The organism is Microbacterium sp. KUDC0406, assembly GCF_021582875.1.
Lineage (GTDB): Bacteria > Actinomycetota > Actinomycetes > Actinomycetales > Microbacteriaceae > Microbacterium.
On sequence record NZ_CP091138.1, the window covers coordinates 638,200 to 658,126 of the forward strand.

21 protein-coding genes and 3 pseudogenes are annotated in these 19,927 nt (G+C 69.3%); 11 read left to right on the plus strand and 13 right to left on the minus strand.

Going from position 1 to position 19,927, the window contains the following annotated elements; translation table 11 throughout:
• Nucleotides 1-73: 73 nt before the first annotated feature.
• The 5 genes and pseudogenes from L2X99_RS03330 to L2X99_RS03350 all read left to right on the plus strand — a co-directional run bounded on the left by L2X99_RS03330 (nt 74) and on the right by L2X99_RS03350 (nt 5,657).
• Entirely contained in the window at nt 74-1,102 is a 1,029-nt protein-coding gene (locus L2X99_RS03330) for a hypothetical protein (protein WP_236125083.1), read from the plus strand.
• The gene (locus tag L2X99_RS03335; RefSeq protein ID WP_236125082.1) at nt 1,099-1,833 is read left to right on the plus strand and encodes a DUF4097 family beta strand repeat-containing protein; all 735 of its coding nucleotides are present in this window, start codon (nt 1,099-1,101) and stop codon (nt 1,831-1,833) included. The genes L2X99_RS03330 and L2X99_RS03335 overlap by 4 nt, the downstream gene beginning before the upstream one ends.
• A 117-nt stretch (nt 1,834-1,950) precedes the next feature.
• Nucleotides 1,951-2,829 (plus strand): annotated as a pseudogene (gene mobF / locus L2X99_RS03340) (MobF family relaxase); the annotation flags it as partial.
• Between the two features lie 272 nt (nt 2,830-3,101).
• On the plus strand, nt 3,102-4,172 hold the full coding sequence (locus L2X99_RS03345; protein ID WP_236135629.1) for a YihY/virulence factor BrkB family protein: 1,071 nt from the start codon (nt 3,102-3,104) through the stop codon (nt 4,170-4,172).
• Nucleotides 4,173-4,242: 70 nt separating this feature from the next.
• Nucleotides 4,243-5,657, plus strand: a pseudogene (locus L2X99_RS03350) (APC family permease).
• Nucleotides 5,658-5,719: 62 nt separating this feature from the next.
• Here L2X99_RS03350 and L2X99_RS03355 read toward each other — a convergent pair.
• From L2X99_RS03355 to L2X99_RS03375, 5 genes are read right to left on the minus strand one after another with little or no spacing between them, the layout of a single operon-like run.
• A complete protein-coding gene (locus L2X99_RS03355) occupies nt 5,720-6,565 on the minus strand; it encodes a transposase (protein ID WP_236135630.1) in 846 nt (281 codons plus the stop codon).
• 44 nt (nt 6,566-6,609) lie between these two features.
• Nucleotides 6,610-7,416: an ABC transporter ATP-binding protein gene (locus tag L2X99_RS03360; protein ID WP_236125078.1), complete on the minus strand. Its 807-nt coding sequence runs from the start codon at nt 7,414-7,416 to the stop codon at nt 6,610-6,612.
• Complete coding sequence (locus tag L2X99_RS03365; RefSeq protein ID WP_236135631.1) at nt 7,413-8,471, minus strand: FecCD family ABC transporter permease; 1,059 nt, start codon at nt 8,469-8,471, stop codon at nt 7,413-7,415. Before L2X99_RS03365 ends, L2X99_RS03360 begins: the two co-directional genes overlap by 4 nt.
• Entirely contained in the window at nt 8,468-9,517 is a 1,050-nt protein-coding gene (locus tag L2X99_RS03370) for a FecCD family ABC transporter permease (RefSeq protein ID WP_236125077.1), read from the minus strand. The genes L2X99_RS03365 and L2X99_RS03370 overlap by 4 nt, the downstream gene beginning before the upstream one ends.
• Complete coding sequence (locus L2X99_RS03375; protein ID WP_236125076.1) at nt 9,514-10,551, minus strand: iron-siderophore ABC transporter substrate-binding protein; 1,038 nt, start codon at nt 10,549-10,551, stop codon at nt 9,514-9,516. The genes L2X99_RS03370 and L2X99_RS03375 overlap by 4 nt, the downstream gene beginning before the upstream one ends.
• A 116-nt stretch (nt 10,552-10,667) precedes the next feature.
• Here L2X99_RS03375 and L2X99_RS03380 point away from each other — a divergent pair, with 116 nt between their 5' ends.
• From L2X99_RS03380 to L2X99_RS03400, 5 genes are all read left to right on the plus strand, one after another.
• Nucleotides 10,668-11,060, plus strand: coding sequence for a hypothetical protein (locus tag L2X99_RS03380; protein ID WP_236125075.1), 393 nt, complete (start codon nt 10,668-10,670; stop codon nt 11,058-11,060).
• Nucleotides 11,061-11,203: 143 nt separating this feature from the next.
• Nucleotides 11,204-11,512: a sugar ABC transporter ATPase gene (locus L2X99_RS03385; protein WP_236125074.1), complete on the plus strand. Its 309-nt coding sequence runs from the start codon at nt 11,204-11,206 to the stop codon at nt 11,510-11,512.
• A 180-nt stretch (nt 11,513-11,692) separates the two neighbouring features.
• On the plus strand, nt 11,693-12,493 hold the full coding sequence (locus L2X99_RS03390; protein ID WP_236125073.1) for a DUF998 domain-containing protein: 801 nt from the start codon (nt 11,693-11,695) through the stop codon (nt 12,491-12,493).
• Entirely contained in the window at nt 12,379-13,332 is a 954-nt protein-coding gene (gene glsA, locus L2X99_RS03395; protein WP_236135899.1) for a glutaminase A, read from the plus strand. The genes L2X99_RS03390 and glsA overlap by 115 nt, the downstream gene beginning before the upstream one ends.
• Nucleotides 13,329-14,963, plus strand: coding sequence for an MFS transporter (locus tag L2X99_RS03400; RefSeq protein ID WP_236125072.1), 1,635 nt, complete (start codon nt 13,329-13,331; stop codon nt 14,961-14,963). Before glsA ends, L2X99_RS03400 begins: the two co-directional genes overlap by 4 nt.
• 65 nt (nt 14,964-15,028) lie before the next feature.
• On the opposite strand, the gene L2X99_RS03405 is transcribed toward L2X99_RS03400, so the two are convergent.
• From L2X99_RS03405 to L2X99_RS17780, 8 genes and pseudogenes are all read right to left on the minus strand, one after another.
• The gene (locus L2X99_RS03405; RefSeq protein ID WP_236135632.1) at nt 15,029-15,856 is read right to left on the minus strand and encodes a mechanosensitive ion channel domain-containing protein; all 828 of its coding nucleotides are present in this window, start codon (nt 15,854-15,856) and stop codon (nt 15,029-15,031) included.
• Between the two features lie 64 nt (nt 15,857-15,920).
• Entirely contained in the window at nt 15,921-16,274 is a 354-nt protein-coding gene (locus L2X99_RS03410) for an SHOCT domain-containing protein (RefSeq protein ID WP_236125070.1), read from the minus strand.
• 1 nt (nt 16,275) lies between these two features.
• Nucleotides 16,276-16,710 (minus strand): DUF6325 family protein, encoded by a 435-nt coding sequence (locus tag L2X99_RS03415; RefSeq protein WP_236125069.1) that lies wholly within the window; start codon nt 16,708-16,710, stop codon nt 16,276-16,278.
• 80 nt (nt 16,711-16,790) lie between these two features.
• Nucleotides 16,791-17,165: an SHOCT domain-containing protein gene (locus L2X99_RS03420; RefSeq protein WP_236125068.1), complete on the minus strand. Its 375-nt coding sequence runs from the start codon at nt 17,163-17,165 to the stop codon at nt 16,791-16,793.
• Between the two features lie 33 nt (nt 17,166-17,198).
• Nucleotides 17,199-17,399: a GAP family protein gene (locus tag L2X99_RS03425; RefSeq protein WP_329608125.1), complete on the minus strand. Its 201-nt coding sequence runs from the start codon at nt 17,397-17,399 to the stop codon at nt 17,199-17,201.
• Nucleotides 17,320-17,871: a GAP family protein gene (locus tag L2X99_RS03430; RefSeq protein ID WP_236135634.1), complete on the minus strand. Its 552-nt coding sequence runs from the start codon at nt 17,869-17,871 to the stop codon at nt 17,320-17,322. The genes L2X99_RS03425 and L2X99_RS03430 overlap by 80 nt, the downstream gene beginning before the upstream one ends.
• 11 nt (nt 17,872-17,882) lie before the next feature.
• A complete protein-coding gene (locus tag L2X99_RS17775) occupies nt 17,883-19,328 on the minus strand; it encodes a SulP family inorganic anion transporter (protein WP_268928544.1) in 1,446 nt (481 codons plus the stop codon).
• A 10-nt stretch (nt 19,329-19,338) separates the two neighbouring features.
• A pseudogene (locus L2X99_RS17780) lies at nt 19,339-19,536 on the minus strand (SulP family inorganic anion transporter); the annotation flags it as partial.
• A 125-nt stretch (nt 19,537-19,661) separates the two neighbouring features.
• Between L2X99_RS17780 and L2X99_RS03445 the strand changes: the two are divergent.
• Nucleotides 19,662-19,820, plus strand: coding sequence for a hypothetical protein (locus L2X99_RS03445; protein WP_236125066.1), 159 nt, complete (start codon nt 19,662-19,664; stop codon nt 19,818-19,820).
• Nucleotides 19,821-19,927: the final 107 nt, after the last annotated feature.

A 19,927-nucleotide genomic window follows, 5' to 3' on the forward strand; every position in this document is an offset into this window, starting at 1 on the left:
CACGCAAAAACGTCCGTAGAGTCTCAGCACGACACTCGATTGGACGGAGAAACAGACCATGCGGGCCAAAGGAATGACCTACGACACGGGGTTCGTGCGCGACGGCAGCAATTCGCGGGAGGTGTTCGACCTGTCACGAGTCCGAGCGGAGCTGGCCATCATCCGGGACGACCTGCACTGCACCGCGGTCCATGTCGTCGGCAGTGACGCTGATCGCTTGGAGGCCGCTGCCGGGTTTGCCGCAGAACTCGGGATGGAAGTCTGGTTCTCCCCGTACCCGTTGGAACAGACGACCGACCAGATCCTCGGCTTCTTCACCGAGTGCGCCGATCGGGCGGAGCGCCTTCGCGCGAAAGGTGCCGAGGTCGTGTTCGTCGCGGGCGTCGAACTGAGCGTCATGAACCGCGGATTCATCGACGGCGACGACGTCGATGCGCGGCTCGACGGGCTGCTGGCCGATCCGGAAGGGCGAGAACAGCGCCTCGCCGATGTCAGTCGCGGTCTCAATGCGTTTCTCGCCGAAGCTGTCGAGCACATCAGGGAGCGCTTTCACGGTCCGGTCACCTATGCCGCGATTCAGTTCGAGGCCGTCGACTGGGACCTGTTCGACTTCGTGACCGTAGAGCTCATACGCTCCGCGGCCGTCGCCGACATCTTCCGCTCCGGGGTCCGCACGCTCGTGGCGCAGCACTCCAAGCCGGTCGCCATCACAGGCTTCGGCACCGCCACATGGCGCGGCGCCGCTGACATGGCTCCGCGCAGCATGGAGATCATCCAGAACGACCCCGCAACCGGGGCGCCCTCCCGGCTGAGCGACGTGTTCGAGCGCGACGAAGCCGGACAGGCGGAGTACCTCGGCGAGCTTCTGGAGATTTTCGATAGCGAGGGCGTGGACAGCGCGTTCGTCTTCCTCTTCGCGCTCGACAACCTGCCCCACAGGCCCGGCGGCGACCCTCGCGAAGACCTTGATCTCGCCAGCCTTGGCATCGTCAAAGTCCTCGAAGACCGAAACGGGATCACTTACCCGCATATGCCGTGGGAGCCCAAGGCTGCCTTCGCCGCCGTAGCCGTGTTCTATGCAGACCGGATGGAGTACGTATGAGCACCCGACTCTTTGCGTTCGCTCTTGTCAGCCTGCTGACAGCAGTCACCCTCACCGCATGCAGCTCGGCCACCGACGTCGACCCCGAGCGTGCGTCATTCGCGATCGATGGCGAGGAAGTGACCATTTCGATGGAGTCCAGCGGTGACATCTCATTGCGTCCCGGTGACGTCGACGAGATCGAGGTCACCCGCTGGTTCACCGGCGGAGGCGACGAGGCGAGTTGGGATTTCACGGGCGATGAACTCACTCTCGCCGTCGAGTGCGGGTTCCTCTCTTCCTGCGAAGTCCGCTATGAGGTGGTCGTTCCTCGCACAGTTGCTGTCTTCCTTCGCGGATCTAATGCGGATGTACTCGCAACCGGCTTCGAGGCACCGTTGGACATCCGCACAGAGAACGGCGCCATCATCGTCGAGGACATCGAGGGCGATCTTTCTCTCCGCAGCACCAGCGGCGATCAACAGGCCAAGGGTCTGACGGCTCAGCGCGTCGAAGCTCAAGCCAGCAGCGGAGCGGTCGACCTCTTCGTCACTGAGGCGCCATCGAGACTCGCTGTCGCGACCGAGAACGGCGCAGTCAGCGTCCAGCTTCCGGATGCGGCTTACGCTCTATCGGTTCAGACTGACAGCGGTTCGATAGAGAACTCATTCACTGACGACTCTCGCAGTCCACACACCATCGCAGTTACCACCGCGAATGGTGATATCGCGCTGACTCGCACCGGACCGTAGCCGACTACGCGGTGCCCCGGTGTGACCGCATGTCCGGTCACCGCAGCCCCGGCGTGTCACACGCCCGACTTCGCTCCGGCCGCCTGCCCCCTCGCGAGGCGTCGTCCCAAACGCGAGATGTCGGCGGGCGACGGTTACAAGTACCTGCTGCGGACAGTCGCGGCCAGCGACGGCGACAGGTCGCTGTCCACCCCGCTGACGCGTTACTACAATGCCGAGGGCACCCCGCCGGGCCGATGGCTTTGGCGCCGGGGTCGCCACGCTCGGCAGTGGGCGGATCAGCGCAGGCGATCACGTCTCCGAAGCCCAACTCCAGCTCCTAGTCGGTATGGGCCGTGACCCGATCACGGGGGAACCGCTTGGCCGTGCGTACCCCGAGTACCGAACCGTGGCCGAGCGGATTGAGGCGCGCACCGAGGCGCTTGATCCATCCCTCGGGCCGGCGTCACGTGCGGAGGCGGTCGTGGCGATCGAAGCGGAGGAGGCCGAGCGTGGGACGCGACGGGCGGTTGCGGGGTTCGACTTCACGTTCTCGGTCCCGAAGTTCGCGAGCGTGCTGTGGGCGGTTGCGGATGCCGGGACGCAGACGTTGATCGCCGCCGCGTTCGACCACTACGACAGCCGGGCGGGCGACCCCCATCTGCACACGCACGTTGTCATCAGCAACAAGGTGCAGACCGTCCTCGATGGCAAATGGCGGTCGCTGGATGGACGGCCGATGCACGTCGCTGTCGTCGCGCTCTCCGAACTGCACGAGGCGGTCTTCGCGGACCACCTCACCCGAATGCTCGGCGTCTTTGGGAAGCGCGGGATAGAGGCCGCGACCGGAACCCCGCCTTGGCGATCACCGGGGTGCCGGAGGCACTGGTCAAGGAGTTCTCCACTCGTGCCCGGCACATCGGCGCAGAGACCGACCGACTCATCGTGCGCTACGTCGAGACGCATGGGCGGCGGCCGTCGCCGGCGACGATCATGAAGCTCCGCGCCCAGGGGTCGCAGGTTCAAATCCTGTCAGCCCGATCATTTAGGGTCGGAATCTCGCAAGAGTTTCCGACCCTTCTGCGTGTCTGGGAGAAGCCAACCCTCCAGTTCTGCCGCAGGGAAGAGACCAGCGCGCTCGCGGCCGCGGTGTGCGCCGAGAACGCGGTACGGCGTACACTGAACTCGCGCGGTCGGAGGCACAACGAGACCACGGCCGCAGGATGTCAAGGGGCATGCCTCCGTCACGGACGCCGTGCAGGCTACGGACCACAGAGTCAGGAGCCCGCATGACCCCGCAGAGCACCGCCGAACCCGAGACTCCCGCCGAACCCGAGACCCCCGGCGAACCCGAGGCGCCCGCCGAACCCGAGGCGCCCGCCGAACCCGAGACTCCGGCGGAGATCGATGGCCGATCCTGGCGGCTGGCCGTGCGCCGCGCACTTCGCGCCTTCGGCATCGACGAGTGCCCTGACATCGCCGCGAGCCTGACGTTCTACGCGATCCTCGCCCTGGTCCCGGCCGTGATGGTGTCGTTCTCGATCGTCAGCCTGCTCGGCCGCAGGGACGAGACCGCACGCATCGTCGCGGACGTCACCACAGCTCTGATGCCGGACATCTCGGACGATGCGGTTCACGACGCGATCACGCGGATCGCCGACGCGCGGCTGTCCGGGATACTGCTCGTCTTCGCACTCGCACTGACCGCATGGGCCGTCGCGCGTTACGTCGCGGCCCTCGGACGAGGGATGAACCGCATCTACGGAGTTCCCGAGGGGCGTCCGGCATGGCGGCTGAAGGCCGGTCAGCTGCTGATCGCGGTGGTCGTCATCATCTGCACGGCGCTGATCCTGGCGATCCTCACCTTCACCGATGCCGTCGCCGAGACCCTGGGCGAGTCGTTCGGAATCGGCGACGTGACCCTGCTCGTCTGGCGCATCCTGCGGTGGCCGCTGCTCGCCGCGATCGTCGTGTTCGTCCTCGCCTTCCTCTACTACTTCTCGCCGAACGTGAAGCCGTCGCACTTCCGCTGGATGAGCCTGGGCGCCGCAGCGGCCGTCGTCGTGCTGGTGCTCGCCTCGCTCGGGTTCTGGCTCTACGTGGCGAACGTCGCCGACTACGACCGTCTCTACGGCGCATTCGCAGGAGTCATCATCTTCGTGCTGTGGCTGTGGATCGCGAACATGGCGATCCTCGTCGGCGCGGAATTCGATGCCGAAGTGGAGCGCGTGAGGCAGCTGCAGGCCGGCGTGCCCGCCGAGATCCAGGTGCAGGTGCCCTTGCGGGACGCCCGTCGGATCGCGCAGGGTGTACGGCGCGATCGCGAAGAGGAGGCGGATGCACGCCGCATCCGCCGCTGATGTTCCCGTCGCTGTCAAGGCCACTGCGCGGATGAAGCCGCACCGATAGCTTCGCCAGATGACGACCGAGATGAACGATGGCGAGACGAACGATCCGGCATCCCGGGACGGGGCGGGTGCGCCCGACCGCTTGCGTCGCGCGATCACCGGACCTCTGCTCTTCGCGTTCATCCTCGGGGACGTGCTCGGCGCTGGAATCTATGCGCTCATGGGCGTGCTCTCCGCCCAGGTCGGCGGGATGCTGTGGGCTCCGCTCCTGCTCGCTCTGCTGCTCGCACTGCTCACTGCAGGGTCCTATGCAGAACTCGTGACGAAGTATCCGCGCGCCGGCGGCGCTGCGGTCTTCGCCGAACGCGCCTTCCACAGCCGCATCCTCTCCTTCCTCGTCGGCTTCAGCATGATGGCGGCCGGGGTGGTGAGCGCCGCCGGTCTCGCGATCGCGTTCGCGGGTGACTATCTGCAGACGTTCTTCGCTCTGCCCGTGATCCCGGTGGCGATGGTGTTCCTCATCATCGTCGCAGCGCTCAACGCCCGCGGCATCCGCGAATCGATGGGGGCCAACCTCGTCATGACGGCGATCGAGGTCAGCGGCCTCGTGATCGTGATCGTCGTGGTCGGCATCTTCGTCGCCGGCGGCGGGGAGACGTCACCCGTGTGGCGCAGGCTCCGGGCGACACCTCCCTCGGCTTCGCGATCCTCGGCGGCGCGATCATCGCCTACTACTCGTTCGTGGGGTTCGAGACCTCCGCGAACGTCATCGAGGAGGTCAGGCGGCCCTCCCGCACCTACCCGAAGGCGCTGTTCGGAGCGCTCATCACCGCGGGTGTCGTCTACGTCCTGGTGGGCATGGCGAGTTCGGCGGCGCTGCCGCCGGAGCAGCTGTCGGATTCCAGCGGCCCTCTGCTCGCCGTCGTCGAAGCGACCGGCATCGGCGTTCCGTCCTGGCTGTTCAGCCTCATCGCCCTCATCGCCGTCGCGAACGGCGCACTGCTCACCATGATCATGGCCAGCCGCCTCGTCTACGGGATGGCCGAGCAGGGCCTGCTGCCCAGCGTCCTCGCACGCGTGCTGCCCCGACGGAGGACGCCGTGGGTCGCGATCGCCGCCACGACCCTGGTGGCGGTGCTGCTGACGCTCATCGGCGACCTGGCGACGCTTGCGGAGACCGTCGTCCTGCTGCTGCTGTTCGTCTTCATGAGCGCGAACGTCTCCGTCCTCGCCCTGCGACGGGACCACGTGGAGCACGATCATTTCCGAGTATGGACGTTCGTGCCCGTGCTCGGAATCGCCTCCTGCATCCTGCTGCTCACTCAGCAGCGTCCCGAGGTGTGGCTCTTCGGTGCCATCCTGCTCGCCGTCGGAGGGGTGCTGTACCTGCTGGCGCGGTGGGGTCGCGGGCGCGAGACGCGAGTCGGCGACCAGAACCCGCCTCGCCAGGAGGCTGATGCAGAAGCCGATCAGGAAGCCGATCCGACGGCACGGTGACGATTCCCGGCCACGACGGATCCGCGATCACGACGGATCCCCGTTCACGAGCCGGTCAAGCCCTACTGACTGCGCGCCAGGCGATCCACCTCTTCCGCCGCCGCCGCAGCCCGTTCCTTCGCGGTTGCTTCCCGCTCGCCCGCCTCGTCGACCTGCTCCCGCGCCGCCTTCACCTCGCCCCGTACGCGCTCCAGCTCCTGCGCCAGCTCCGCAGCCCTCGCATCCAGCCGCTCCGCCCGCGCTTCAGCCTCAGCGCGCTCCTTCCCGATCCTGCCGAGCTCGTGCTCCGCGCGATCCCGCGCCTTCTCCGCCTCGCGAACCGCCGCCTCCGCGGCCTTGCGCTCACGCCGTGCGCGCACCTCGTCCTCGGGCACGGTGCCGACGGGCCGCGGCTCCGGCGCCCCGCCACCCACCACGGCCGCGAGGTCGACCGGATCGTTCGACAGCTCCCGCACCAGCCGCCCGGAAGCCACGGCCGCCGAAGCATCCGGATCGAAGAACGCGGCGGCGATCGTCCGCTGCACGGCATCCGCCGTCGACGCCGAGACCTTCCCGCCGGTCGCCGACGCCAGGGCGACAGCCTCCTGCGCCAGCTGGGTCGTCAGCGCCCGGCGCCGGCCACCGAGCCTGGCGAGCGTCGCGGCGTCGAGATCGTCCTGCGCCTCGCGCAGCTCCGCGGCGAGCTGCAGCACCTGAGCGAGCCGGTCGGCCCGCTCCTGTGCGAACACGTTCACCACCCAGGCGGCGACGGACGGCTTCGGCAGCGCACGGATCCGCTTCGTCAGGCCGGGATCGGATGCCGCGGACGCGCGCGCGTTGCGCTCGGCGATGAACCCGGCCGGCGGGAGCGCGTACAGCTCGACCGCCGTCCTGGCCAGCAGCTGCTCGTCGTTCGGAGCGTCGCTCATCGAGCCTCCATGGCCGCGAGCATACGCCTCCCTGCGACGGCGTCTCAGCCCCGGTGCACGTCCACCGGAACGATCATCGGAGTGCCGGCGACCGGATCGGGCACGACGACCGCCTCGAGGTCGAACACGTCGCGCAGCAGCTCCACAGTCACCACGTCGCCGGGGGCACCCTCGGCGACGATCCGGCCGTCGCGCATCGCGACGAGATGGTCGGCGTAGCGCGTCGCGAGATTCAGCTCGTGCATGACCACCACCACCTGCGTGCCGCGCTCACGCGACAGACGCACGAGCAGCTGCAGCAGTTCCACCTGGTGCGCGAGATCGAGGTAGGTGGTCGGCTCGTCGAGCAGCAGGATGTCGGGTTCCTGAGCCAGCGCCATCGCCACCCAGGCGCGCTGGCGCTGGCCGCCCGAGAGCTCGTCGATCGGGCGATCCGCGAACCCGGTCATCCCCGTCACCTGCAGAGCGTCGGCGACGACCTCGTCGTCGCGGCGATCGCGGCCGCCGAGCCAGCCCCGATGCGGCGTGCGGCCGCGGTCGACGAGATCGGCCACGCTGATCCCGTCCGGGGCCACCGGCGTCTGGGGGAGGAGGCCGACGATCCGCGCCACCTCCTTCGTGGGCAGACCGGCGATCGAGGCGCCGTCGAGCAGGACCGATCCGCGGCGCGGGCGCAGCAGCCGCGCGAGCGACCGCAGCAGTGTCGACTTGCCGCAGCCGTTGCCGCCCACGATCATCGTGATCCCGGAACCGGGCAGGGCGAGCGAGAGGCCGTCGATCACCGGCTCGCCGTCGTACCCGACGACGAGATCCCGGGCCTCCAGGGCGTGCGCCGTGATCTGTTCCGTCATGCGCGGGTGCGTCCTCTCATCAGCAGGTACAGCAGGAAGGGCGCGCCGATCGCCCCGGTGACGACCCCGACCGGAAGGTCGGTCGGGAAGGCGTGCTGGGCCACCGCGTCTCCGCCGAGCACCACGATGGCCCCGACGAGGGCCGCCGCCGCAGGCAGGGCCGAGTCCCGTCGCACCACCCGGAGGGCGATCGGTCCCGCCAGGAACGCGACGAACGCGATCGGCCCGGTGAGCGAGGTCGCGACGGCGACGAGGAGCACGGCGCACAGGATCAGCAGCATCCTCACGCGTTGCGGACGAGCACCGAGCGCGGTGGCCGAGTCGTCCCCGAGACGGAGCACGGGCAGCCGCGTGGCAGCGAGCAGGGCGACGACGAGCAGGACGACGAGCACCGGCGCCGTGGGCCCGAGCTGGTCCCAGAGGCTGCGGCTGAGCGATCCGGCCATCCACACCGTCGCCTGCTCGGCCGCGTTGATGTCGGAGCGGGTGAGCACATAGCTGATGACCGCCTGCAGCGCGGCGGCGACGGCGATGCCCACCAGTACGAAGCGCAAGCCCGACAGCCCCCGGCGGTACGCGAGCACCCAGATCAGCAGTGCGGTCAGCACGCCGCCGGCGATCGCCGCCACCGACACGACCAGCCCGGATGCGCCGAAGAACGAGATCGCCGTGATCGCCGCGGCGCTCGAACCCGCGCTGATGCCGATCACGTCGGGGCTCGCGAGCACATTGCGCAGCAGCGTCTGGAACAGCATGCCGCCCAGGCCGAAGGCCGCGCCCACCAGCAGGGCCCCGATCGCGCGCGGAAGCCGCAGCTCGACGACGGCGAAGCTCGCCCCCGGCACGGTCTCTCCACCGAGCGCGCGCAGCACGTCGAGCAGGGGGATCGTCTTCGTCCCGAAGACGAGCGCGACCAGGAACAGCGCGATCACCGCGAGCGCGAGGACGCCCAGCAGGATGCCGTCGCGCGTGGCGCTCCGCCGTCGCGCAGTGCGCAGCAGCGTGGCGGCATCCGTCGCGGGGCGCCCGGAAGACACGAGGTCGAGTGCGCTCACAGCCCGATCGCCTTCCTCCTGCGCAGCAGCACGATGAAGACGGGGGCGCCGACCAGGCCGGTGACGATGCCGACCTCGAGCACTCCGGGCCGCGCCAGGATGCGCCCGATCACGTCGCAGACGAGCAGGAAGGCGGCGCCTCCCGCCGCCGACAGCGGCACGATCCAGCGATAGTCCGACCCGACGAGGAAGCGCACGGCATGCGGCACGGCCAGCCCGACGAACCCGATAGGACCGGCCAGCGCCGTCGCGGTGCCGCACAGCAGCACGACCGCGAGCACGGCCGTGACGCGTGCCGCGCCGACGCGCACACCGAGTCCGCGGGCGACGTCGTCGCCGAGCGCCAGGGCGTTCAGCCGCCCGGAGCACGCGATGGCGAGCACCGCGCCGATCGCGAGGAAGCCGGCCAGCTGTGCGAGCGTGTCGAAGGATGCCGCCGTGAGAGATCCCAGCTGCCAGAACCGGTAGCTGTTCAGCGTGGACTGGTCGACGATGAGGATGCCGGTGATCACCGAGCCCGCGATCGCCGTCACCGCGGCGCCCGCGAGTGCCAGGGTGACCGGGGTCGCCCCGCCCGGGCTGGCGGCAGCGGCCCCGTAGCCGAGGACGACTGCGATGGCGGCGCCCGCCAGCGCGCACCACACGATCGCGAGCGGAGCCTGCCAGCCGAGCAGCGACATGCCCAGCACGACGAAGAGCGCAGCGCCCGCGTTGACGCCCAGCAGCCCGGGGTCGGCGAGCGGATTGCGCGCCATGCCCTGCATGAGCGCGCCGCCCATGCCGAGCGCGCCGCCGACCAGCAGGCCCGTGACCGTGGTGGGGACGCGGGAGAGCACCGCCACCTGATCGGTCGACCCGTCGGGATGGAGGAATGCGCCCCACACCGCGTCCAGCGGCACGATCCGCGCGCCGAGGGCGAGCGAGAGCGCGGCGGCCGCGATCATGACCCCCAGGCACACGACGAGAGCCCACGCCGGACTCAGGCGTGCGCGGCGGCGCTGACCCGAGCCCGATGCGGGCGTCGTCGGTGCGGGGGCGAGCGTCATCCGGCGTGCGCGGCGGCCTCGCCGAGCATCTTGGCGTAGGTCGGAAGCGCCCACGGGATCGACAGCACCGTCGGCGCGGAGATCGCCATCAGCAGCGCCTCGTCATCGATCTGTGCGACGGCGCCGGACTTCACCGCCGGGATACGGCTCAGCAGCGGGTCGTTCTGCAGGGTCGACAGGTCGCCGCCCTGCACGTAGATGACCGCCACGTCGGCGTCGAGCTTGTCGGCCTCCTCGGCGGAGATCGTGGCGACGAAGCCCTTCTCGTCCGCTGCGAGGTCCTTGATCGACTGCGGCGTCGCGAAGCCGAGGTCGTTCAGGTACTGCACGCGCGTGTCCTGCGGGGTGTAGTACTGCACCTTGCCGAGATCCTTGGCGTCTACCCACATCACCATGCCGGTCTTGCCCTCGGCAGCCGGGTACTTCGCCATCTCGGTGCTGATGCTCTTCTCGGTGTCGGCGATCAGCTTCCCGGCCTCGGCGGACCTGCCGAGGGCGGTGCCGACCATCGTGGTCGAGTCGCGCCAGGAGGTGCCCCATGCGGCGCCGGGGTAGGCGACGGTCGGCGCGATCTTGCTGAGGGTGTCGTACTCCTGCTTCGTGAGACCCGAGTTCGTGCCGAGGATCAGGTCGGGGGCGGTGCCGTCGATCTCCTCGTACGGGATGCCGTCGGTCTCGTCGTGCAGCGGCGGCAGGTCCGCCTTCGCCGCGGTGATCGCGTCGTGCGTCCATTCCAGGTAGCCGTCGCCGTCGGTGTCGCCGAAAGCGGAGGTGGGGATGGCCACCGGGATCGTGCCGAGGGCGATGGCCGCGTCGAAGCTGCCCCAGCCGACGGTCGCGACGCTCTTCGGAGCGGACTCGACGACGGTCTCGCCGTAGACGTGCTCGATGGTCGCGGGGAATCCGGTGTCGGAGCCCGCCGATGCGTCGTCGCTCTGCGCGGCGGTTCCGGACGAGCACGCCGAGAGGGCGAGTGCCCCCGCAGCGAGAATGCTGAGGACGGCGGCGCTGCGGCGCAGACGAAGGGAGGGCATGGGACTCCTCGGGTAAGAGAGCGGAATGAAGGTAAGCCTAACCTGCCTGACGGAGTGTCGCGAACCTGGAGGAGCGGGTGCTGTCGTTCGACCGCGTCTGCGGGAATACTGAGGGGATGGCACAGCTCGACGGACGGACACTGGGCGTGTGGAGCCTGCGGCTCGATGCGATCTACTGCACTCTTCTCGGAGCGGTCGTGGCACTGGGCGCCGCGCCGATCGCAACGGTGGTGATGCTGCCGCAACCCGTCATCCTCCTCGCCGGCATCACGGTCGTGACCTGGGCGGGACTCGTGCTCTGGATGCTCGCCCGGCTGAGCATCCGCATCGCGCTGCGCACCGTGATGGGCGTGAACCTTCTCGCGGCGGTGCTGGTCGGGCTCTGCTCGGCGGCGGCGGGTCCTGTGCTGGCCGCGATCGGCGTGCTCGCGATCGCGATCGATGTGCTCCTCTTCGCCGTCAGTCAGGCGCTGGCACTGCATCGCCTCCCGACGGCCCAGATCTCGTGACGATCCCCGCCTCCTGCGGCTGGGCGCGCAGCTCAGGCACCGCACAGCGGAGAGCCGACAGTAGCGCCCGCGCAGCACCGGAGCAACCCCCTCGCCGCCTGAGGCTCACGGGCCCAGAGTGGCACCGATGAGAGGAGCACGACATGGGTGACAGCGGTTCTGCGCAGAGTGACGACGAGATCCGGCCGGTGCGCGACGCGGATGCCACGGCGCCGGGCGACCCCGGATCCGATCCCGCGCAGCGGGAATGGGAGGGCTCCGGGACGGAGGACGCGGGCGCCGACACCACGGCCACCGGACGGGATCCGGCCGAGATCCCCGATCCGGAGGACCAGATCCCGGCCGAGGACGTCCCGAGTGCGGAGGCCCAGCCCGAGACGCAGGGCACGGACCCCGAGACCGCCGAACTCGGCCAGGACGGGCAGGGGGACATCGCTCCCGAGGGCCTCTGATCCGTGGTGTCGTGTTGCGTCCGGAATCCTCGACGTTGTCCGGCGACGGCAGCACGAGGATCATAGACGTATGTGCAATCGCGCATCGCGCCGCCCGAGCCGCGAACCCGAACGCCTGCCGTGATTCTTTCGTCGGAATGGATCAGGCGATGTTCGGCGTGCCTTCGGGCCCTCTCCTGGGTGCTCTGCGCAGCGATCCTGCTCTGCATCGCGATCGTCGTGGCGGCACTCACGACCACCGATCCGGGATGGTGGCACCTGTACTTCAGCCGGCTCGGGATGATGGGTGACCTCTCCAGCACGTTCTTCAACGGCGGGCTCATCGTCAGCGGGCTGGTCATCGCGGCATCGGCAGTGCCGCTGCGCGCTGCGTTGAGCGCGGCTGCGGTGGTGTCCGCGCGGATCGCCACGCTGCTGACCCTCTCGGTCGCGGGACTCGGCGCCAGCCTGGCCGGAATAGGGCTGTTCCCGCTGTCCGACGACCCGCTCGCCCACGAACGCGCGACGAACGGCGTCGTGCTCTCGTTCGCCTGCCTGCTGATCGTGCATCGCGTCGGCCTGTGGCGGAGGTCCCGGACGCTGCGCATCGCGACCGTGGTCGCGGCGCCGGCGATCCTCATCGGCATGGGACTGCTGATCGCGGAATGGATCACGCTCACCGTGTTCGAGATGCTCGCCTTCGGCGTCATCCTCGCCTGGGTGCACCTCTTCGAGCGCGCCGTGGGGCGACGGACGCTCGAGATGCGGAACAATGGGGGCGTCCGCGAGGACATCGGGAAGTCCGAGACCGAGGGAGCATCGTGTTCGAAGCCGACGTCCTTGACATCGCCCAGCGCTCGTCGACGGGAGATCTCCCCGCTGCCGATCTGGTCGACGAACTCCTGCGCACCGCGCATGACCGGTATGCCGGGCATGACGAGGGCACCGTCGCGGATTACATCCCCGTGCTCGCAAGTGCGAATCCGGAGTGGTTCGGCCTGAGCCTCGTCGGGGTCACCGGCTCGGTGCACGAGGCCGGCGACGTCGGCGTCGCCTTCACGATCCAGTCCATCTCGAAGGCGTTCGTCTTCGCCCTGGCCTGCACCGCCGTCGGCCACGAGACCGTGCATGAGCGCGTCGGAGTGAACAACACCGGGCTCGCGTTCAACTCGGTCGTCGCCGTCGAGCTGAACGACGGCAGTCCGATGAACCCCATGGTCAACGCCGGTGCGATCGCGACGACCGCGCTGCTGCCGGGATCGGATGCCGAGGAGCGCTGGGCGCACCTGCGGGACGGACTCTCCCGCTTCGCGGGCCGCACCCTCGAGATCGACCAGGAGGTGTACCGGTCCGAGTCCGAGACGAACCTTCGCAACCGCGCGATCGCGCAGCTGCTGCAGAGCTACGGCAGGCTGGACGGCGACCCGGCCGAGACGGTGGACGTGTACACCCGGCAGTGCTCGCTGTCGGTGACGGCCCACGACCTCGCGGTGATGGGGGCGACCCTCGCCGACGGCGGTGTGAACCCGGTCACCGGCGAACAGGTCGTGTCGGCCGAGGTCTGCCGGGACACCCTCTCGGTGCTCGCCTCCTGCGGGTTGTACGAGAGGTCGGGGGAGTGGCTGTTCGAGATCGGCCTGCCCGCCAAATCCGGTGTGTCCGGAGGGATGGTGGCGATCGCGCCCGGAAAGGGCGCAGTCGGCGCGTTCTCACCGCTCCTCGACCGTGCGGGCAACAGCATCCGCGCCCAGCGCGCCTGCGCGTACCTCTCCCGCGCACTCGGGCTCAACCTCTTCGCCTCGGCGCGGTGGACCGCAACGCAGAACGGAGCAGCACGATGACCACTTCCGCAGAGACCACCGGCGCGACGACGGAGCGCCGCTCCTGGGTGCCGATGATCGGGCTGTTCCTCGCACAGGTGCTGATGTCGTTCAACGTGGCGGCGCTGCCGATCTCGCTCGGCGGCATGGTGCAGGACTTCGGGGTGCCCCCGACCGTCGCCAGCTCCACGATCGTGGTCTACGGTCTCGCCGTCGCGGCCCTGGTCATGACGGGAGCGAAGCTCGGCCAGCGCATCGGGTGGGTGCTCATCTTCCGCGCGGTGCTGGTCGTCTTCGCAGCATCCTCGCTGATCATGATCCTCTCGCCGAGCATGGGCTGGGCGATCGCCGGGCAGGTGCTCGCAGGGGCCGCGGCGGCGATCATCGTGCCGGCGCTGGTGGCGCTCATCGCGGAGAACTACCGCGGCGAGCAGCAGGCCACAGCGGTCGGATCGCTCGGTTCGGCGCGGGCGATCTCCGGCGTCACCGCGTTCTTCATCGGCGGCACTCTCGGCACCTTCGTCGGCTGGCGGCCGATCTTCATGATCACGCTGGGCATCGCCGTCGCCGTCTTCCTGCTCAGCTTCAGACTGCGCTCCGACAAGGGCGACTCCGCGGTGAAGATCGACCTGGTCGCCTCGCTGCTCATCGGTGCGGCGATCGTGCTGCTCACGGTCGGGTTCAACAATCTGAACGGCTGGGGCATCCTGTACGCACGCGAGGGCGCGCCGTTCAGCGTCGGTGGCATGTCGCCCGCGCCGATCCTCGTGGTGCTCGGCATCGTGCTCGGGCAGTGCTTCTTCCTGTGGACCAGGCGGCGGATGCGCCGTGGCCAGGTGCCCCTGGTCGACCTCGGCGTGCTGGGGCACAAGCGCGAGCGCGCCGCCGTGTACGCGATGTTCATCATCGTCGCGATGGAGGCGGCCGTGAACTTCACCGTTCCGACTTACATCCAGGTGGTGCAGGGCCGCACCCCCTTCGACACCTCGCTGGCGATGATGCCCTTCAACCTCACCGTGTTCGTCACCGCGACGCTCATCGTGAGGTTCTACAAGCGGTACACCCCTCGCACGATCGCGCTGTTCTCGTTCGCGCTGACGACCGCCGCGCTGGTGTGGCTGTCGTTCGTCGTGACGAACAACTGGGAGACGCTGCCGACGATCCTCGGCCTGATCGTGTTCGGCATCGGCCAGGGCGCGCTGGTCACCCTGGTGTTCAACGTGCTGGTCACCGCCGCGCCGAAGGAGCTCGCCGGCGACGTCGGCTCGATCCGCGGCACGACGCAGAACCTCGCCTCGGCGGTCGGGACGGCCGTCATGGGCGCCGTGCTCGTGACCACGCTGAGCATCGGCGTGGCGGGCGCCGTCTCCGAGCATCCCGAGCTGCCTCCCGAGCTCGTCGCCCAGGTCGACCTCGACAGCGTGAACTTCATCAGCAATGACGACCTGCGCGCAGCGCTGGAGCGCACGGATGCCGATGAGGCCCAGGTCGAGGCGGCGGTCGCCCTGAACGAGGAGCAGCGCCTGCGCACCCTCAAGCTCGGTTTCCTCATCCTCGCCGGCATCAGCCTGCTCGCGGCGATCCCCGCGTCCCGCCTGCCCAGGTACCGGCCGGGCGAGATCCCGGCGCCGGACGAGCCGAAGGACGCCTGACTCGCCGCCGCGGCCACGGGAGTCAGGGCGAGGCGGGCCAGTCGTCGGAGCGAGGCGGACTGCCGTCAGAGCGAGTCGGGCGGCGTCAGAGGCAGGGGAGTGCTCGCGCCGGTCACGGTGGCCTCGCGCTGCTCCGCGTGGAACGCGTCGGCGAGCGCGCGAACGACGTCGGAGGTCGCGGAGGCGCCGTCGGCCGGAGGATGCCAGAATCCGACGGTCGCGATCACCCGCGCCGGCGACACGGCCGACACCGTGGCTGCGGGGTCCGAGACCGCGGCGGAAGCTGTGCCGGCGACGCCGGCGAGCCGCGCCAGCAGGGCCTCGACCGTGTCGTCGTCGCGCCGTTCGAGCCGCACCTGCACCTGGCTGCGGCTCCTCCCGTGCGACGAGAGATTGACCACCGAGTCCGAGAGCAGCTTGGAGTTGGGCACGTGCACGGTCGCACCGTCGGCGGTCACCAGGATCACGGCGCGCGCATTGAGCTCTGCGACCGTGCCGGTCATCGCTCCATCGGGTGTGTCCACCTGCACGATGTCGCCGACCTGCACAGTGCGACGCGACTGGATGACGACGCTCGAGGCGAAGTTGTCCGCGGTCCCGCGCAGCACCAGGACCACGACGACGCCGACGAGGATGACGACAGCGAGCAGGGGCTGGATGTTGGCGCCCAGGATCGCGAGCGCCAGGCCGATCCCGAACGCGATGACGAGATACTCCACGCCGCGCGAGACCGGCTGCACATAGGCCTCCGGGATGTTCGGCACCTTGCGCAGCAGGGCGACCATGCCCCGGTGGGCGTAGCGTGCGGCGATCCAGCCGAGGATGCCGACGATGGCGGCCACCACGAGCTGCCACCACTGGATCCCGGCGAACTGAGCGGAGAGATCGGGCATGCCGCCAGTCTGGCACGACGAGGGGGCGCCGCCTACGGCCGGCGCCCCCTCCTCGGTCGTGCTCTCAGCTGAGCAGCTTCGCCTTGGCGGCGTCGAACTCGGCGTCGCTGAGCAGGCCCTGCTGCTTGAGTGCCGCGAGCTTCTGCAGCTCGGCGACGACATCGGTGCCGCCGGCAGGTGCTGCCGGCGCGGCGGGTGCAGGAGCCGCATACTGCGCGGCAGCTGCCTGCGCCGCGGCATTCAGCTGCGCCTGCTGCTGAGCGGCCTCGTACTGCTCCTGCTCGTACTGATCCTGCGCCTTGCGCTGCTGGCGATTCGCCATGGCGCCGCTCACCGCGCCGGCGGTGCCGGCGACGACGGCGGTGCGGGCTGCGAGGCCGACCAGGCCGGGGCGTCCGATCCTGCGGAACATCGGCATATCAGGCTCCTTCGTTCTCGAGGTGGTCGATGAGGGCGTTCACGACGGGCGCGGGGATGCGCTCGTGCTGCAGCACGACACCGCCGGAAGCGGCGAGGCGGCGGGCGAGCTCGCGCTGGTAGGTCAGCTCGACGGCGACGAGCGCCGCGGAACCGCCCGGCGGGACCAGCTCCGCGAACTCGGCGATGTCGTCCTCGCCGGTGATGCCCGAGGCGGCCAGGGCGATATCGCCGAGGTCGATGCCGTCGGGGTCGTCCTCCACCTCGATGACCGTCACCTCTCCGGCATCCGACTTCGCGATCAGCAGGAAATCGACCAGGCGCACGTGACCGGTCTCGAGCATTTCGGTGAGGGCGTCGATCACCGACGCATCCGGCCTTTCGCCCTCGAAACCGACGAGCGTGTACTCGACGGGCCCGTAACGGAATTCAGGCACGCGTTCTCTTTTCGGCAGAAGGGGGTGCCGGACGCGTGTCCGACACCCCCTTCGGATGCATTGCTGTCAGAGGATGCCGATCAGCTCAGAGCCTTGGCCTTGAGCTTCTCGTACTCCTCGGTGGTGATGGTGCCCGCTGCGAGCAGCTTCGCCGCATCCGCGATCTCGTCCGACGGGCTCTTGCCCGCGGCCTCGCGGATGTACGCGTCGGTGGCGTCCTTCGCCTGCTGCGCCTGTGCGGCGCTGCGCTCGGCCATGCCCTGTCCGCGCGCGATCAGGTAGACCAGCGCGGTGAGGAAGGGCACGAAGACGAGGAAGATGATCCAGAGCGCCTTCAGCCAGCCGTTCAGCTTCGTGTCGCGGAAGATGTCGCCGATGATCGAGAACAGCACCATCAGGTAGGCGATGAAGAAGAACGACCAGACGATCAGCCAGAGGAAGTCCCAGAATCCCATTTTGTTTCCTTTCGTTGGGAGGGTGTGTGAAGGTCAGAAGCTGCCGATGCCCTTGCCGATGAGATCAACGCCGAGGACCAGGAGCAGCACAGCCATGATCACGGCATTCTCCTTCGTCAACCAGGTGCGAATCGCATCAAGAGCGCCCCGAAGTCTATCGGCTGCGAAGAGATATCCGACGACGGGAATCAGAATGGTCGATGCGCCGAGCAGCACGAAGATGAGGATCGCCACCGTCTGCTCGCCCCCGGCGAGCCCCGGCGGAGCCGATCGTCATACCCGCACTCGCGGCGAGCAGCAGATTCTTCGGGTTCACGGCGGCGAGCAGCAGCGCCAGACCGGAGGCCTTGACGAAGGTCATCGTGTCGATGGCCTTCATCCAGGCGGGCATCGCGGGCTCGTCGCCGTCTTTCGGACGCTTGCCCCATTGGCGCACCGCCACGAGCAGCAGCAGGGCGCCCAGCACGATCTGGACGACGCCCTTGATCGGCTGGGAGCCGCTCTGCTCGTCCTGTGGGAGCACCGACGAGAGCAGCGTGAACACCGTCGCGGCGAGGGCGATGCCCACGACCCAGCCGAGCAGGAAGCCGACGCTGGTCGTGCGAGCCTTCGGCGAAAGCAGCATCAGGATCGCCGCGATGATCGGCACGGGGCTGATCGCGACGCCGATCGCGAGCGGGAGGATGTCGCCGATGACGGAACCCATGTCGTGTCCTCTCAGCTCTCGGTGAGCGCCGCGACGGCGTCACGGTTGGTCGGATAGGCGGTGCGGCCTCCGAGCAGCCCGAGCTCGACGAGCCGGTCCTTGGTCTTCGGCCGCATCCGGCTGAACGACAGTGAGACGTCGTGCTGCTCGAGCCAGCCCTGCAGCGATTCGAAGGCCTCGGCGCCGGTGACGTCGATGTCGGTGACGGCCTCCATGTCGAGCACGACGTGCCGGACGGGTCCGCCGGCGGAGTGCTCCGCCGAGGTCACGGACTTCTTGACGGCGTCGGTGAACACCGACCCGTTGGCGAAGAACAGCGGCGCGGCCATGCGGACGACGACGACGCCGGGCGCGGTGACGGCGCCCTCCGGCGCCTGGTCGAGGAGAGATCCGGAGGGCTGATCGTCGACCGCGAGGACATCGATGGCGGGAGCCGCCGCGCGCTTGGCCATGTTGATCAGCGCCAGCACGAACGCGACCAGGATGCCGGGGATGGAGCCGACGAACAGCGTGACGAGGAAGCAGGTGGCGCCGACGGCGAACTCGAACCTGTCCGCTCCCCACAGCTGACGGAACTCCTTCACGCCGAGCAGCGGCAGCACCGCCACGCCGACGATGGCGCCGATCGCGGGATTCGGGATGTCGGCGAGCAGCGCCGTGCCGAACAGCAGGAGCAGGAGCGTGCCGACGGCGAGCACGATCGACGGCAGCTGCGTGCGGGCACCGGCCTGATCCATCGCCGCGGTGCGGCTGGTCGAGGATCCCATCACGAACGAGCCGCTCGCCCCGGCCGCGACATTGGCGGCGCCGAACGCGAGCAGATCGCGGTTCGGGCTGGTCGGGTAGCCGCGCCTCTCGCCGTAGGAGCGCGAGACCAGCAGGCCCTCCGCGGCGGTGACCATCGTCAGGGCGATGGCCGACGGGATCAGCATCGCCCAGGTCTGCCAGTCCAGCATCGGCCAGGTCAGCGCCGGCGGGCCGGCGGGCACCTCGCCGAGTACCGAGACGCCGGCCTTGTCCGCGTGCGTGACCAGCACGACGATGGTCGCCACGACCATCACCACGAGCGCCCAGGGCACGACGGGCGCGATCCGGCGGCCGAGCAGCAGGATCAGCACCGCGCAGACCGAGATCAGCAGCGACCAGATGTTCAGCGTGGGCAGGCCGGTGACCAGTCCGGTGAGCTTCTCGACGAACTCGCCACCGGAGTCGATCTTGACGCCGAGCATCTTCGCGAACTGGGAGACGAGGATGTCGAGGGCGAGGCCGCCGACGAAGCCGACCAGGATCGGCTTGGAGAGGAAGTTCGCCAGGAATCCGAGCTTGAACACCGACATCAGCAGCAGCATGACGCCGCAGATGACCGCCTGCGCGAGCGCCATGGTGGCGTAGTCGGCCGACCCCGGCGGCGGCGAGGCCGCCGATCGAAGACGCGACCAGGGCTGCGGCGGCCGCATCCGGCGAGGCGACGAGCTGCCGGCTCGAGACGACCAGCGCCCAGATGATCGTCGGCACGACGAGGGCGTAGAGTCCGGCGGTGGGCGGCAGCCCGGCGATCTGGGCGTATCCGATGTTCAGCGGGATGGCGATGGCGATGAGCGTGACCCCGGCGAGCAGTTCACGACCGAGGTTCTTGCGGGTGAGTCCGGCAAGGGGGCGCTGCACGGGGACCTCCTGGATCGTCGATGAGACGCTAGCAGGAGGCTATCGCCTGCCGGTCTTCCGCGTGCAGGTTTCATCCCGATCGGGTGAGAGAGCCACGCCGCCGCACGGCGTCCTACTCTGGAGACATGGAGATGAAGGATGAGCGCAGCGACGCGGATCGCGCGGCGGATGCCGAGGAGGCGCTGCGCGAGGCGGATGCCGCCGTCGCCGCCGCGAAAGCGGAGGCGGAGCGCTGGGGCGGGACGGACAAGCGTCCTGCCGAGCCGCAGGATCGGCACTGGTGACCTCGCGCGCCATACTCGGCCGTCCGGCGCGTCATCCGGCTCCGCGGCGGAATGCCGTCACGTCACGGGGCCGCGCAGCATTCTCCGCACCTCTTCCGCGGTGACCT